This is a genomic window from Anoxybacillus sp. ST4, from assembly GCF_019448545.1.
Classification (GTDB): Bacteria; Bacillota; Bacilli; order Bacillales; family Anoxybacillaceae; genus Anoxybacillus; species Anoxybacillus pushchinoensis.
The window spans coordinates 30476-45704 of record NZ_JAHZOE010000008.1 but is presented as its reverse complement, the minus strand read 5'-3'; the positions used below and the strand labels follow the sequence as shown (position 1 = coordinate 45704).

Below are 15229 nucleotides of genomic sequence, written 5' to 3'. Positions count from 1 at the left end.
AAGCGGCCGCCGTATGTCTACAATTGAACGAAAAATGCAACACATCCTTGGACGAGCCCGATGATTCCGCCTAACAAAGCACCTAAATACGTAATCATTTTAAACTCGCGGCGCGAAATCGTTAAAATCATCTCTTCTAGCCGTTCAACAGAGAACGAAGCTACTTCTTCTCGCACAATTTCTTGCAAGTGCAACCGCTCCATCCATTGTTCCAATCGCTCAGATGCAAACTGTAAAAAAAAGCGTACAAACTGCGGCAAAGAAGAGCGCACATACGGGGCAACAAGCGGACCGAGCGGCTGTTGCAACGGCTCTTGCACAATCGCCGACGTCAATCGCTTCAACCATCCGACAACAGTTTCACGACCGACAAACTGTTCAACGTCATGGACGTGCATCGCTTTTACTTTTTCCCATTCGTTTGTAAATAATTGCACAAGCAATTGTTTTGCCCCATCACTTTGCAAAAACTTCACGACTTCTGGACGAATTTTATCCGCTAAACTAACGTTGCCAAGAAACATTTGAATCATATTGCCAAACATACCACGGCTTTGTAAAAATTCATGAATCATATGCTCTATCTGCCGTTCCCCTTGCTCGCTCTCTACATATGCGCGCAAGCGGAGCAATAAACGATCGACAATGGCAGGAATGGCGTCATCTATTTTTTGCAATAGCTCGCTCGGAATCGCTGCATGGAGCGGAAGTTCACCACGTTGCATCATCATCATGTTATATTTTGTTTCGATCCACGTTTCAACCATTTGTTGCGGATGCTTTATACCCATCCGCTCTAACCAAAACGCAACCGTTTCGTCGGATTGAAGCCATTTTTCTACTTCTTCTTGCACGTAGTTCGTCATATCGCGAATAAACGTTTCATCGTTTAACTTTCGGCGCAAGCCGTCCGCTGTTAATAAATGCTCAACAACCATGCGTCCGAGCTGTTCCGCTAACTCTTCTCGCCGCTTCGGAATAAGTCCAGGGGTAAACGGGAGTCTTTTTCCTGCGATATAAATGGGACGATATGGACGGAAAAGCATTTTAATCGCAAGCGAATTCGTCATTCCCCCGATGAACGCTCCGACAGCCATCATAAAAAGTAAATAAAGAAAAAGCCCCATAACGATCTCCCTTCTACTAATGAACTGCTCTAACCATTCATTATAGGGCTTGTCCGTTATGAGTGCAAATGTGCGATAACTGCTTGTGTAATCGTTTCAAACATTTGCATAACAAGACGCGAAACACTTCCCGCTCCGTCGCATGTTCTGAAGCAAGCCATGCCTCTTTATATATATTCATTTTCTCAAATTGTTCGCGCCATCCATTTTCCGTTTCTTTCGTTGTTGTGTTCCATTCCTTTCCTAAATGAAGCAAATATAAATAACGAACGAGCGCTTCTTCTTCCTCGTCTAAATGATAGTTCATTAACGCATGTAAATAATGGACAACCATACTGTTCACCTCTCGTCATGAATATATGAACAAAGGAAATGAATCATGTATACTTTTTTTTCGGTCATACAAAATAACGAATAAGGGGGCATGCATAATGAAAGAACGCGACAATTATGAATGGGATATCGATCGCATGATTAACGAAGGCATGGCGGGAGGTTACGTATATTCGTGCCATCACGCAACAAACATTGAAGAAGCGCGTGATGTTCAAACAGAACAACCACCACATGAAGTAAAATGAAGCGGCGAGCATTTTCTCGCCGCTTTTTGTATAATGGTCGTGATAGGAGCGGAAAGGACTGGGATACATGTTAGAAAAATTACGGGCATATTACCAAGATGCACTTATTGAACGCGAGCAAGTGGACGAGCGGGATCAATATGAATGGTTTTCGACGGAACGCGGCGAAGTTTTTGGCATAAAAAAAGAAGCGCTTACTCTAAAAGAACGGACGTTGTTAGCAACGTTATTTACACGATATGAAACGATCCCTTCTTGGTTGAACGAGCGACAACAAAGATGGTATCGCTTTTTAATACAGCATGATACGACAGCATTCGAACATGTACCTTCTTCTGCACATACACGTTTCATTTATTTTTACATTCAAAAAGGGACTGTTGATCCGCATGATTTTATGGAAGCGATTCAATCGCTTTTTCCATATGATGTGACGATGTTATCGGAAACAGAACAACAATTTATCGTCATCGAGCAACAAGAAGAGAGCGTTGCCTCCACTCTTTATGAACTGATCGATACGCTATGTAGCGATTTCTACATTCAATTGCGGGCCTATATTGGACAAAAGTGCCCACATGGCGTTGAACTTACACACATATTTACCGCGGAAAAGCGATATTTTCACATCGGTATGAAACATAAACCCGAGCAGCGCGTTTACTCCATTGAAGACGTCTTCCCTCTTTTGCTTATTAACGATGAAGAGATGACGTACGCCATGACGTTTTTACAAACAGTAAAACAAGATGACGATATGATTAAAACGATGAAGACGTTTTTTGAATGCAATTTAAACGTTTCGCTAGCAGCAAAAAAGCTTCATATGCACCGCAATAGCTTGCAATATCGCATTGATAAACTTATCGAAAAAACAGGCATTGATATAAAACAATTTAAAGGGGCGCTCACCGTTTATTTGGCTATTTTACTTCATGAACAACACTAGGCATGTTGCCCGAAAACGTTTTCTTTTTTTGTGCATCGTGTCCATTTACGACTCTCCCCCTTTCATATATGCTTAAATCAAATGAAATCGATTGCATAAGGAGGCGTACGTATGGCTGAGCTTCGTTTAGAACATGTGTACAAAATTTATGACAACAACGTTACTGCTGTAAAAGACTTTAACTTACACATCCAAGATAAAGAATTTATCGTTTTCGTCGGTCCGTCAGGTTGCGGAAAATCAACGACGCTTCGAATGATCGCAGGTCTTGAAGAAATTTCAAAAGGCGATTTTTACATCGATGGCAAACGGATGAACGACGTTGCGCCAAAAGATCGCGATATCGCAATGGTGTTCCAAAACTATGCGCTTTATCCACATATGAGCGTATACGATAACATGGCGTTCGGATTGAAATTGCGCAAGTTTCCAAAAGAGGAAATCGACCGTCGTGTTCGTGAAGCGGCACGCATTCTCGGCCTTGAGCAATATTTAGATCGCAAACCGAAAGCGTTATCCGGTGGTCAACGTCAACGTGTAGCATTAGGACGTGCGATTGTACGCGATGCGAAAGTGTTTTTAATGGACGAGCCGCTTTCAAACTTAGACGCAAAATTGCGTGTACAAATGCGCGCAGAAATCGCGAAACTTCATCAACGTTTAGGAACAACGACAATTTACGTTACGCATGACCAAACGGAAGCGATGACGATGGCAACTCGCCTTGTCGTGATGAAAGACGGAGTAATTCAACAAGTCGGTACACCAAAAGAAGTATATGAAAAACCAGAGAACATTTTCGTCGGTGGATTTATCGGCTCACCAGCAATGAACTTTTTGCGCGGTGTGCTTCAAGACGGCGTATTCGCCATTGGCGATGTGAAAATTGCTGTACCAGAAGGAAAAATGAAAGTACTTCGCGAACAAGGTTACGTCGGTAAAGAAGTCATTTTAGGTATTCGTCCAGAAGACTTCCACGATGAACCAGTCTTCCTTGAAGCATCGCAAAATACAAAAGTACGTGCCCATGTCGAAGTGGCAGAATTGCTCGGTGCAGAAATTATGGTATATTCACAAATTAGCGGCCAAGAGTTTGTCGCACGCGTCGATGCGCGCACAGACGTAAAAGCAGGTCAAACGATCGATCTTGCATTAGATATGAACAAAGCTCACTTCTTCGATGTCAATACAGAGTTGCGCATCCGTTCCAATAGTGAGAAATAAATGGGAAGCCCGTTCATTTGAGCGGGCTTTTTACTCTTGGATGAAACGGACAACATCGTCGCCGCAACGGTCGCAATGAAACAAATGAACACACATATGCTGCTTTCGCGTATGCGCGTATCCATCGACCATTTTCATCACATCTGCATCCATATACGGACTATAATCATCGAAATAATCCGTTAATTTCCCTTCGTCTTTTAATTTTTCCCCACATTGGTCACAATAAAAAACGATTGTCCGTAAGCCATTACATAACGGACAAATGTTCATTTTCATCCCTCGCTTCGCTATTTTCCATTATCTTTCCCACTACACAAAAAATTACCACATTAAAAAAAGAATAATAACATGTTTTTTCCCCAAAATAGTAGTACAAGCAAGCAAACAACATTCGATGGGTTAAGCCAAGCTTGGCAGCGTGAAAAACGATCACGCGTTGCTGGTGCAAATCCAGCTAACCCAACCATAAAAAACTTTTCACGAGGAGATGATTGAACATGGCTAACACAAACCAATTATTAGTATACGGTGCACAACAAGCAATTGATCAAATGAAATACGAAATCGCTCAAGAATTTGGTGTAAACCTTGGACCAGATGCAACATCACGCGCAAACGGTTCAGTTGGTGGCGAAATTACAAAACGTCTTGTTGCAATGGCGCAACAACAATTAGGCGGATCTTACACAACTAAATAACATGGCTGAAAAACCCCCAAGCATTTCGCTTGGGGGTTTTACTGAATTCGTTGCAAAAACTGGCGCGTCCGTTCATGCTTCGGGTTTGTAAATAGTTGTTCCGGGTGGCCGCGTTCAATCATCATTCCTTCATCAAAAAAAATTACTTCATCGGCAACTTCCCGCGCAAAGCGCATTTCATGCGTGACGACAATCATGGTCATTCCTTCATTCGCCAAATCTTTCATCACTTTCAACACTTCCCCAACAAGTTCTGGATCTAGTGCTGAAGTCGGTTCATCAAATAACAATACTTTCGGTTCCATCGCGAGCGCTCGCGCAATGCCAACACGTTGCTGTTGTCCCCCGGACAGCTGAAACGGATACATATGCATTTGGTCTTTTAAACCTACTTTAGTCAGTAGCTGTTCCGCCTTTTGTTTCGCTTCATGTTTGCTTAACCGCTTCACCGTAATAGGTCCTTCCATCACATTTTCGAGCGCCGTCATATGTGGAAATAAGTTATACGATTGAAATACCATTCCTGTCAAACGACGGAAGTTCGTCAATTCTTTCTTTGACGGCTTTTTGGCAAAATGAAGCCGCTCTTGATCGATAGTGATCGTTCCGCTATCAGGTATTTCTAGCACGTTTAGACAACGCAATAACGTCGTTTTTCCCGATCCCGATGGACCGATAATAACAACAACCTCTCCTTTTTTTACTGTTACATTAACGCCTTTTAATACTTCATGATTTCCAAACGTTTTACGCAATCCTTCAACAACTAACATCACAACTCTCCTTATTCCGATTATCGCACGACGTATCGGCTTAACCGTTGTTCGATTTTTCCTTGAATGATTGAAAGGAAAAAGCAAATGAACCAATAAATGAGCGCAGCTTCTGTATAAAGCAACAAAAATTCATAATTCGTTGCCGCAATTTCTTGCGCCTTCCGAAACATTTCCGACACAAGAATGAGCGAGGCAAGAGACGTATCTTTCACTAAGCTAATAAACGTATTGGATAGCGGTGGAACGGATACGCGGGCAGCTTGCGGTAAAATAATACGTCTTAGCGTCTGCACATCGTCCATTCCAAGCGAATAAGCTGCCTCCCATTGACCTTTTGGAATCGATAAAATGGCCGCTCGGATAATTTCCGATGCATATGCCCCAACATTTAATGAAAAACCAATGATCGCAGCCGGCAACGGATCAATCGTTATTCCGATCGTCGGCAGTCCGTAAAAAATAATAAACAGTTGCACAAGAAGCGGCGTACCACGAATAGCGGACACATAGGCACGCGCCGTCCATTGCAACCATTTCACGCTCGATAGACGAGCTAAAGCCGTTAGCAACGCAATCGCTAATCCAATGACAAATGTAATAAATGCCAGCGGAATCGTATATAGCAAAGCTCCCTTCACCAATGGGAGAAGGGAACTTTCAGCAATATTCATTAACCTTTCTAAACGCTCTGAATCGATCACCATACTATTTAGATACATCTTCACCAAACCACTTTTCTGAAATTTTTCCGTACGTACCGTCTTCCATCATCTCTTTTAACGCCTTGTTTACAGCCTCAACAAGCGGATCGCTTCCTTTGCGGAACATGAACCCACTTTGCGACGCATCGTCATGTGTCGCGACAATTCGAACAGGTGCGTCCGGTTTTTGTTTAAGAAAATCAAGTACAGATAATTTATCATTAATTGTTGCATCAACTCGTTTTGAACTTAGTAGCTCAATCGCTTGATTAAATCCTTCCACCCCTACGACTTCTGCGCCATATGAACGGGCTAAATCTGCATAGTTACTCGTCATCGATTGCGCCGCTTTCTTCCCTTTTAAGTCATCGAATGATTTGAGCTGTTCATTTTCTTTATGAACGACAAGGACAGCAGCTGACGTAATGTAAGGGTTAGAAAAATCGTATTTTTCTTGACGATCCGGACGAATACCAACTTGGTTAGCAATCATGTCAAAACGCTTCGCATCTAAGCCGGCAAACATCGCATCCCATTGTGTTTCTACAAACACAGGTTTCACACCGATACGTTTTGCTACCTCTTTCGCAATGTCTACATCGAATCCTGTCAACTCACCTGTTTCATCATGAAACGTAAATGGCGGATACGTTCCTTCCGTTCCAATTTTTAATTCACCTTTTTCTTTTATTTGAGCAAATAAATCATTTTTTTCTTCATTTTGACCGCAACCAGTAAGCCATACGCTGACCAGAAGTAATGCCAACAACAAAAACGACTTTTTCATCACTGAAACCCCCATTATTCTTATCGGTTTTTATGCTTATTAATCGTAATGGAAGTTTACGAAGTTGTCAATAAAAAAAGGAGCAAATTGCTCCCTTTTTACACGTTTTCCACAATCGGCTCGCGAATGCGGACGAGCACTTTTCGAATGCGGCGATTTTCAACTTGACGGACAGTGACCGTTAATGACTCATGCTCAAACGATTCGCCAACGGTCGGAATGCGCTCAAACATTTCAAACACCCAGCCACCGAGCGTATGAGAGGAGCTTTCTAGCTCTTCGATACCTAAAATGTCACAAAACTCGTCAAGCGGCAATTCCGCATTAAATTCGTATTCGTAATCATTAATTTTTTGGAACGTTTTTACCGCTTCATCGTGTTCGTCCCATATTTCCCCAACAATTTGTTCTAAAATATCTTCTAGCGTAATTAATCCCGACGTTCCACCAAACTCGTCGATGACGATCGCCATATGTACTTTACTTTTTTGTAATTCAGGTAACAATGTCGATATGCGCATCGACTCGACGACGAATAGCGGTGTGCGCAACAATTCACGAACGTTTACTTCTTTCCCTTGCACAAGTTGACTAAAAAAGTCGCTTTCCGATAAAATACCGATGACGTTATCAATATCCCCTTCGTATACCGGAACGCGCGAATATCGTTCACGTAAAAAAATGTCGCGAATTTCTTCGATTGGCTGATTCACTTCTACCGCAACCATATCAATGCGCGGAGTGAAAATCTCACCAACTAAAATATCGTTAAAATCAAGTGAACGATGAACGAGCTCTTTTTCTTTATTGTCAATAACCCCTTCTTCTTCACTTAAATCGACCATTACTTTTAGCTCTTCTTCAGTGACCGAAGGCGTATCTGCCCGATGACCAAACAGTTTGGAGACGAATTGTTTTAACATGACAAGCAATGCCGTAACAGGAGTAAATAGTTGAATGAGCATATACAGCACATCGGAAATCATAAGCGAAAACGACTCGGCATTTTCTTTCGCTAACGACTTTGGCAACACTTCACCAAAAATTAAAATTAAAATGGTCATGCCGACTGTGCTAATGACGAGACCTGTATTGCCACCAAACAAGTCTGTCGCCACTTTCGCAGAAATAGATGCCGCAGCAATATTCACAATATTATTTCCGACTAAAATGGTCGAAAGAGCACGGTCGAAGTTTTCGGCAATATACAGCGCTTTTTTACTTCCCCGCCGCTTCTCATCGACATAATTTTTTAAGCGAATTTTATTGACGCTCGAAAACGCTGTTTCTGAAGCTGAAAAAAAAGCGGATAAAAAAATTAAAAAGATGAGTAAAAAAATTAAACTCAGAGGCAAATCTCCCAACGAACATTCACACTCCTAATCGGATGATTTTATGAAAATATATATTCATCATACCAAATTTACATGAAAAAGAAAACGACCACACATATGTGCAGTCGTTCGTCACGATTCGATTAACGTCGTCCCGATAAAAAAAGTTAATAGTAGCACGTACGTAATGTTTAATGTAATTGAAAGTTCTTCCATCCCGTTCGTCCCTCCAGCAACATATTCCCCATTTCTATTTTAACAATGAGAGGAACGAATATGTTTGTCAATGGTGTGAACATTTTTACTCATAAAGCGCCCAATGGTTTGTCGGACCGTGTCCACTGCCGATGTGTAGCGCTTGTTCGACAGCAGCTTGAATAAATCGTTTTGCAACATCAATCGCTTCATATATCGTTTTTCCTTTCGCCAGTTGCGCGGTGATAGCGGCAGCAAACGTACAACCTGTGCCGTGCGTATGTTTCGTTTCAATCCGTTCGCTTTTCCATTCGTAAAATCGTTCACCGTCATACAGCAAGTCAACTAGTTCGCTTCCTTCGGCGTGCCCACCTTTCATGACAACGTACCGAACGCCTAGATGATGAAGCTTTTTTGCTGCCTCTTTTCGATCCTCTAACGTTTCAATTCGCATATTCGTTAACACTTCCGCTTCTGGAATGTTTGGCGTTAACACATAAGCAAGCGGCAACATGTGACGTTTGAGCGCTTCAATCGCTTCTTGCTTTAACAACGGGGCACCACCTTTTGCAACCATGACCGGATCGACGACGATGCGCGTCCATCTGTATTGAGCCGTTTTTTGAGCGACTAATTCAATAATTTCATGGCTGAATAACATTCCCGTTTTTACCGCATCAGGCGACAAATCAACCGCAACGGAATCGATTTGCTTTTCGATCGCCTCAAGCGGGAGCGGATATACCGCTTGCACACCGAGTGTATTTTGCGCCGTTACTGCTGTAATGGCTGACATGCCAAACACACGGAACTGATGAAACGTTTTTAAATCCGCTTGAATGCCAGCCCCTCCGCCGCTATCTGAACCAGCAATCGTCAACGCTTTATATACCATATCCCTCACCCCAAATATTGATAATATAACCTTTTTGCTTCTTGGATGTCATTTGTACCATGAATAAATACGCGCCCATCGAAAAAAACGACAAAACGATGTCGATCAACTGTAAACGAAAATAAATAGTCATTTCGCTCCACTTGAATGCCTTGTTGTTGTAAAAAAGAAATGAGCGTTGTCCATTCCCACCCATCTCTCTGGGCAGGACGAATTTGTACAGTATCACGTCCGCACAATACAGCAAATTTCGTTTCGTTTTCATATTGAAGCGCTGGATACGTTCGCTTATCGCCGCATGACGGGCAACCGTCTTTTTTTATACGTTTGACGTCAATCATGCGGTATTGTCCACGCCATATATCAAACGAGACGAGTTTTCGATTGATGCGCTCATCATTCACTAAAATTTTCAATGCTTCTGCCGTTTGATGGGCGACAACCATATGAACGACAGGACTAATGATGCCGGCTGTATCGCACGTCGCAACACCGAGCGGCACTTCTTCAAGAAGACATCGTAAGCACGGCGTTTCATGTGGGATAATGACGTAGCTTAATCCATAACTACCTACACACGCCCCATAAATCCATGGCACAGCATACTTTTGCGAAACATCGTTAATGATCATCCGCACGTCGAAATTATCGGTGCTATCGATGATGACATGAGGGCGATCGCGTGCCACAAGATACTCAAGCAACCGCGCATCTGCATCCGCCACGATCGGCTCGATAACAACGTCGCTATTTATCGCGCGCAAATGCGTAGCGGCCGCCATCGCTTTTGGCAGGCGTTTGATTGCATCTTCTTCCGTATATAGCTGCTGACGCTGTAAATTGCTCCACTCGACATAGTCGCGATCGACAATCGTTATTTTTCCAACTCCAGCTCTCACAAGCGTTTCAGCATTTGCTGCTCCAAGCGCGCCTGCCCCAACGACGAGCACACGTTTTTCACGAATACGTTGCTGACCTGTTGCACCAATTGGAGCAAACCGTTGTTGCCGCGAGTAACGATCCATTAGACGATGCTCATCCCTTCGAGCGGGCTACTTGCTGTCGCATATCGCCTTTTCGGAATTCTTCCAGCTTCATAACCGAGTCTCCCTGCCTCAATCGCAAGTTTCATCGCTTTCGCCATTTTTACTGGGTCTTTCGCACAAGCAACAGCTGTATTTAACAACACTCCGTCAGCCCCAAGTTCCATTGCCAACGCTGCATCCGCTGGTCCACCAATGCCTGCGTCAATAATGACAGGCACAGTTGCTTGTTCAATAATAAATTGAATGTGTAACGGATTGATAATGCCTTGACCCGATCCGATCGGTGACGCCCCCGGCATAATAGCATGGCAACCGAGCTGTTGCAGTCGTTTCGCCAACACGACGTCATCTGACGTGTAAGGTAAAACGATAAATCCTTCCTCTAATAGCATTTCTGTTGCTTTTAACGTCTCTACTGGATCAGGAAGCAACGTTCGGTCGCATCCGATCACTTCAACCTTCACCATATCACAAAGCCCTGATGCTTTCGCTAATCGGGCGATGCGCACCGCTTCCTCTGCTGTTTTTGCCCCCGCTGTGTTCGGCAGCAACTTATATTTCGTCACATCGATTTTTTCTAAAAAATTCGGTTGATTCGGTTCAAAAATGTTCATTCGGCGCACCGCAAACGTTAAAATTTCTGCTCCCGACGCCTCCACAGCTTCTTTTTGAATGTCGATGTTCGGATACTTTCCTGTACCGAGCAACAGACGAGATTGAAATGTGTACGGACCAATTTGTAACATATTATCCTCCCCCTACAAAATGAACAATTTCAATGCGATCGCCGTCCGCAATCGCTCTTTGCTCATAATTATCTTTTGGAACGATATCCATATTGATTTCGACAATCGCAATCTTTTCATGAATATGAAAATGGCGTAACAGTTGAGCAACGGTACGCACATGATGAGGTAATTCAATCGTCTCACCATTAATGATGCAACGCATGCTTTCCCCCCTTTCTTGTAAGCGAAAATGGAGTCATATCAAATGGAATTTCTTTTCCTTCTACTATATCGCTGACGCATCGACCGGTGATGGCGCTTAGTAAAATGCCATTTCGATAATGCCCCGTCACAACGAATATGTTTGCATATTGTGGATGCTCTCCGATATATGGCATACCGTCTTTCGTTTGAGGACGAATGCCTGCCCAAGCTCCCTCAAACGTAGCGAAAGCAAGTTCAGGAACGATTCGCATCGCACGCGCTAACAATTCATGCACGCTACACGCTTGCACTGTTTTATGAAACGAATGAACAAGCGCACTAGCCCCGATCACCAAGCGATTGTTTGCTTTCGGCACAATGTAACAACCGTTTTTTGCAAATACAGTCGCTCGTAAAAGACGTTTTTCTGTCGTGACAGCGATACACTCTCCTTTAACGGGATACATATGTAACGATAATTGGAGCTTTTCGGCGAAAACAGGTGTCCATGCCCCGCACGCGATGACGATTTGTTTTGCATATATCGTCCCGCGCGTCGTTTTTACTCCGACTATGCGCTCATCATCGAAAATAAAATCATATGCTTCTGTATACGGCAAAAATCGCGCTCCTTTAGCTATAGCGGCATGAGCAAACGCCAATGAAAGCTGTCGTGCATCAACTTGCTGATCGATCGTATACATCGCGCCATAGTCAGTTTGTACATGCGGCTCCATTTGAGCAACTTCTTCCGCTGTCAACCAACGAACATGTTGCGGTTGTATACGCCTCCAAAATTCATAATGTTCCGTTAATTTTTTATACTCTTCATTTGTTGTAGCGATTTTTAGCATCCCTACGTCGTTCCAACCGATAGTGATGTTCGTTAATTCAGCCAATTCGGCGATGATGCTCGGAAATAACGATTGGCTAGCAAGAGCAAGCGGAATAAGAGGATGATCGGTTGAAAACTCCGAATGAGCACCGAGCATCCCTGCCGCTGCCGATGATGCTTCTTGCGCTAGCTCACCGCGCTCAACAACTGTGACAGCTGCCCCCCGTTTTGCTAGCTCAAAAGCAACGCTACTACCAATAATACCTCCCCCGATAATTAAAACGTCCATGTGCTCTCCCCCATTTGTTTTCGATATAATCGCACCATTTCCAACGGGTCATCGCCATAAAATATAGTGGACATCACCGCGATCCCTTTTGCCCCTGCCATAAACACATCGCGAACGTGCGCCGGTTGAATGCCGCCGATCGCAATTACAGGAATGTGTACGCGACACGTCAATTGTTGCAACGCTGTAACCCCTCGCGGTTTCACTCCTTCTTTACAGCTCGTTTCGTAAATATGTCCAAAAACCACATAGTCTGCCCCTTCCTCTTCCGCTTGTTTCGCTTCTTCAAACGTATGAACGGAACGACCGACACGCAAAAAAGGAAAACGTTCCTTTACTCGTTTTGGCGCTAAGCTATGATGTGCAAGCTGAACCCCACCCACGCCGTAGACGACCGCAACGTCTACGCGATCGTTGATGACGATTTTTTCCGCGGGCACACCTGCTTGAAGCAGTTTTTCTACAATGATCCCAATCTCTTTTGCCGGACGATGCTTTTCACGAATATGAATGAAATGAGCATAGGTGTGAACGAGCGATGAAATGTGAACGAGCGCATCTATTGACTGCTTTCCAGTTGAAATGAGATGAAGTTCTCCCATATTACCGCACATCCTTCACCGCAACGTATGGGAACACATCCGCCATATAATACCCAACAGCAACAATCATACATATGACAACAAATAAATAAACATCATATTTTCCGAGCTTTACTTCATAATAAAACGTCCGCTTTCGACCATTTGTGAATCCTTTCGTCTCCATAGCAACTGCGATGCGCTGAGCGCGCCGAATGCTTTGCGATAAAAGCGGGATAGCATATCGCTTCACAAGTTCAAGTTTGCTGCGAAATCCGTTCGCTTTGGCGGCTCGTCGTACTTTCAACGCCTGATGTACCGTTTGAAATTCTTCGATCATGATCGGCAGTAAGCGAATAGCCGCTAAAAAGCTATATGCGTATTTTGGCTTCAACTTTACTTGTTGCATAAGCGAATAAAATAAAAGCACCGGCTTCGTCGTGAGCGCAAACATCAACCCGAAAATCGCAAATAAAAGGGCGCGAAACCCGAGATGTACACCGCGATAAAAACTTTCTTCTGTAATGTGAATGAGCCCCCAGCGAAACCACGTCGTTTCTCCCTTTCCAAACAAAATCATCGACGACGATGTAGACACGAAAATAAAAAGGAACGGGAGAAGAAATAAAAAAATATGTTTCATTCGATAGCCGCTAAACAATATAAACAGCACCGTAAACCCAACCGCCCAGTTCATAAGCACGTTCGGGTTATGAACAAAAACGATGACGACAAACATCGGCAAAAATAAGAGCAGTTTCGCTGTCGGATTCGTTTGATGCAACCACGTTTCTTTATGTTCCATACTCCATCTCATCATATTCCACCTCGCACAACGATCCGCGGCGCAACCTTTTCATCAGCGACAAGCTTTCCGTTTTCAATGACCCATCGTCTCGTGGCGAATTGTGACACGATGCGCTCATCGTGTGTTACCATCACGATCGCTTTTCCTTGTTGCCGATACGCTTCGAGCCATTCAAGCAGCGCAAACGTATTTTTTGCATCTTGCCCGAACGTCGGTTCATCAAGCAACAATAAGCGATGGCGATCTGCCACCGATGCCGCAACGCTTAGCCGCCTTTTTTGCCCCATCGACAATTGATACGGATGTAAATGTCTCTGGTCAGCTAAATGAAAGCGAGCAAGCAACTGCTCTACTTTTTCTGCAATCTCGTTTTCCTTGCAGTTCTCGAGCCGCAAGCCGTATGCCAACTCATCATCGACGCGATGTGTGACAAATTGAAATTCTGGATTTTGAAATACAAAAGCCATGTTGTCGTATAACGACTCATCATCTATGATCTGATGGCCTTGCCAATACAAATCGCCTTCTGTTCGAATTAATTTCATCAAGCTTTGCAGCAACGTGCTTTTTCCTGCCCCGTTTTCCCCTGTAACTACAATCCATTCTCCTGCATAAATCGTCAAATGGTTGACTGCGATTTTCTCTTCTTTTTGCCGAAAGCCACGGAGCGATGGCACATGTAAAAGAACGTCTCCCTCTTCATACGGTTGTTGCGCGGTTTTTGGCTTTTCATACGCCTCCCACACACCCGGGTACCAAATGCCTTGTTCGTCGATAAACGAGCGATACGTTGAAAACACGGCGTGCGTCGGACCATCAGCGATAATATCGCCATGTTCGTTAAATAAAACGATGCGCTCAACAAAGTCAAGAATGTGATCAATTTTATGCTCGACGATAACAACAGTTCGATCTTCCGCCACTTCTTTTAACGTTTCCCATACCGCTTTCGTTCCTCCTTCATCAAGAAACGCTGTCGGTTCATCTAAAAATAGCACATCAGGCTCAAGCGCCAAAACCGACGCAAGCGCCAACCGCTGTTTCATCCCCCCCGATAGCGTTTGAATCGGTACGTGAACGTCCGACAGACGAAGGCGAACAAGTTGAAGAACGTGAGCGATTTTTTCATCCATGTGGGCGCGAGGTACACCGAGATTTTCAAGCACAAACGCTATTTCTTCGTCGACGTATGGCATGCAAAACTGAGAATCTGGATCTTGAAACACATAGCCTGCACGCTTTGGAACATGAAGCTCTTTCGCTTTCATCGGCACATCGACAGAGCGTGGGATAATCCCTGCCATTACTTGTAGTAGCGTCGATTTTCCACACCCAGACGGACCTAAAAACAACACTTTCTCTCCTTTTTCAATCGAAAGCGATAAATCTGTAAATAATCGCTTTTTTGCTCCAGGAAACTTCAATCGAAGTTGCTCAATATGAACGGCTTTTGTCAATGATGTCACCT

At 43.7% G+C, this 15229-nt stretch carries 19 protein-coding genes; 4 read left to right on the top strand and 15 right to left on the bottom strand.

The genetic code is table 11. From position 1 onward, the window contains the following. Positions 1–17: 17 nt before the first annotated feature. Both K1I44_RS07420 and K1I44_RS07415 read right to left on the bottom strand, forming a co-directional pair. Complete coding sequence (locus K1I44_RS07420) at positions 18–1127, bottom strand: DUF445 domain-containing protein (RefSeq protein WP_219985762.1); 1110 nt, start codon at positions 1125–1127, stop codon at positions 18–20. 40 nt (positions 1128–1167) lie between these two features. Beyond that, positions 1168–1461 carry a hypothetical protein gene (locus K1I44_RS07415; RefSeq protein ID WP_003395649.1) on the bottom strand — a complete coding sequence of 98 codons (294 nt, stop codon included), beginning with the start codon at positions 1459–1461 and terminating at the stop codon, positions 1168–1170. 97 nt (positions 1462–1558) lie between these two features. Between K1I44_RS07415 and K1I44_RS07410 the strand changes: the two genes are divergently transcribed. From K1I44_RS07410 to K1I44_RS07400, 3 genes are all read left to right on the top strand, one after another. Continuing rightward, complete coding sequence (locus tag K1I44_RS07410; RefSeq protein WP_003395650.1) at positions 1559–1708, top strand: hypothetical protein; 150 nt, start codon at positions 1559–1561, stop codon at positions 1706–1708. A gap of 67 nt (positions 1709–1775) precedes the next feature. Continuing rightward, positions 1776–2657 carry a PucR family transcriptional regulator gene (locus K1I44_RS07405; RefSeq protein WP_219985761.1) on the top strand — a complete coding sequence of 294 codons (882 nt, stop codon included), beginning with the start codon at positions 1776–1778 and terminating at the stop codon, positions 2655–2657. A gap of 111 nt (positions 2658–2768) precedes the next feature. Continuing rightward, positions 2769–3881 (top strand): ABC transporter ATP-binding protein, encoded by a 1113-nt coding sequence (locus K1I44_RS07400; protein ID WP_003395653.1) that lies wholly within the window; start codon positions 2769–2771, stop codon positions 3879–3881. Positions 3882–3911: 30 nt separating this feature from the next. Here the strand turns inward: K1I44_RS07400 and K1I44_RS07395 are convergent, their stop codons facing one another. After that, positions 3912–4154 carry a hypothetical protein gene (locus K1I44_RS07395; RefSeq protein WP_003395654.1) on the bottom strand — a complete coding sequence of 81 codons (243 nt, stop codon included), beginning with the start codon at positions 4152–4154 and terminating at the stop codon, positions 3912–3914. A 227-nt stretch (positions 4155–4381) separates the two neighbouring features. On the opposite strand from K1I44_RS07395, the gene K1I44_RS07390 reads away from it, so the two are divergent. Next, entirely contained in the window at positions 4382–4582 is a 201-nt protein-coding gene (locus K1I44_RS07390; RefSeq protein ID WP_003395655.1) for an alpha/beta-type small acid-soluble spore protein, read from the top strand. Between the two features lie 38 nt (positions 4583–4620). Here the strand turns inward: K1I44_RS07390 and K1I44_RS07385 are convergent, their stop codons facing one another. From K1I44_RS07385 to K1I44_RS07330, 12 genes are all read right to left on the bottom strand, one after another. Then, the gene (locus K1I44_RS07385) at positions 4621–5355 is read right to left on the bottom strand and encodes an amino acid ABC transporter ATP-binding protein (protein WP_003395656.1); all 735 of its coding nucleotides are present in this window, start codon (positions 5353–5355) and stop codon (positions 4621–4623) included. Between the two features lie 20 nt (positions 5356–5375). Continuing rightward, the gene (locus K1I44_RS07380) at positions 5376–6077 is read right to left on the bottom strand and encodes an amino acid ABC transporter permease (RefSeq protein WP_219985760.1); all 702 of its coding nucleotides are present in this window, start codon (positions 6075–6077) and stop codon (positions 5376–5378) included. Then, positions 6064–6846, bottom strand: a complete 783-nt coding sequence (locus K1I44_RS07375; protein ID WP_003395658.1) for an amino acid ABC transporter substrate-binding protein — start codon at positions 6844–6846, stop codon at positions 6064–6066. The genes K1I44_RS07380 and K1I44_RS07375 overlap by 14 nt, the downstream gene beginning before the upstream one ends. Before the next feature lie 98 nt (positions 6847–6944). Then, the gene (locus tag K1I44_RS07370; protein ID WP_003395660.1) at positions 6945–8210 is read right to left on the bottom strand and encodes a hemolysin family protein; all 1266 of its coding nucleotides are present in this window, start codon (positions 8208–8210) and stop codon (positions 6945–6947) included. A 271-nt stretch (positions 8211–8481) separates the two neighbouring features. Then, a complete protein-coding gene (thiD, locus tag K1I44_RS07365) occupies positions 8482–9270 on the bottom strand; it encodes a bifunctional hydroxymethylpyrimidine kinase/phosphomethylpyrimidine kinase (protein WP_219985759.1) in 789 nt (262 codons plus the stop codon). A 5-nt stretch (positions 9271–9275) separates the two neighbouring features. Continuing rightward, the gene (locus K1I44_RS07360) at positions 9276–10295 is read right to left on the bottom strand and encodes a MoeB/ThiF family adenylyltransferase (protein WP_219985758.1); all 1020 of its coding nucleotides are present in this window, start codon (positions 10293–10295) and stop codon (positions 9276–9278) included. After that, on the bottom strand, positions 10295–11062 hold the full coding sequence (locus K1I44_RS07355; RefSeq protein ID WP_003395663.1) for a thiazole synthase: 768 nt from the start codon (positions 11060–11062) through the stop codon (positions 10295–10297). Before K1I44_RS07355 ends, K1I44_RS07360 begins: the two co-directional genes overlap by 1 nt. Before the next feature lies 1 nt (position 11063). Further along, positions 11064–11267, bottom strand: coding sequence for a sulfur carrier protein ThiS (thiS, locus tag K1I44_RS07350; RefSeq protein ID WP_003395664.1), 204 nt, complete (start codon positions 11265–11267; stop codon positions 11064–11066). Next, entirely contained in the window at positions 11251–12372 is a 1122-nt protein-coding gene (gene thiO / locus K1I44_RS07345) for a glycine oxidase ThiO (RefSeq protein WP_219985757.1), read from the bottom strand. The genes thiS and thiO overlap by 17 nt, the downstream gene beginning before the upstream one ends. Beyond that, positions 12360–12974, bottom strand: a complete 615-nt coding sequence (gene tenI / locus K1I44_RS07340) for a thiazole tautomerase TenI (RefSeq protein WP_219985756.1) — start codon at positions 12972–12974, stop codon at positions 12360–12362. Before tenI ends, thiO begins: the two co-directional genes overlap by 13 nt. 1 nt (position 12975) lies before the next feature. Further along, positions 12976–13770, bottom strand: a complete 795-nt coding sequence (locus K1I44_RS07335) for an energy-coupling factor transporter transmembrane component T family protein (protein ID WP_219985788.1) — start codon at positions 13768–13770, stop codon at positions 12976–12978. Then, positions 13770–15218, bottom strand: coding sequence for an ABC transporter ATP-binding protein (locus tag K1I44_RS07330; protein WP_219985755.1), 1449 nt, complete (start codon positions 15216–15218; stop codon positions 13770–13772). Before K1I44_RS07330 ends, K1I44_RS07335 begins: the two co-directional genes overlap by 1 nt. Between the last annotated feature and the right edge of the window lie 11 nt (positions 15219–15229).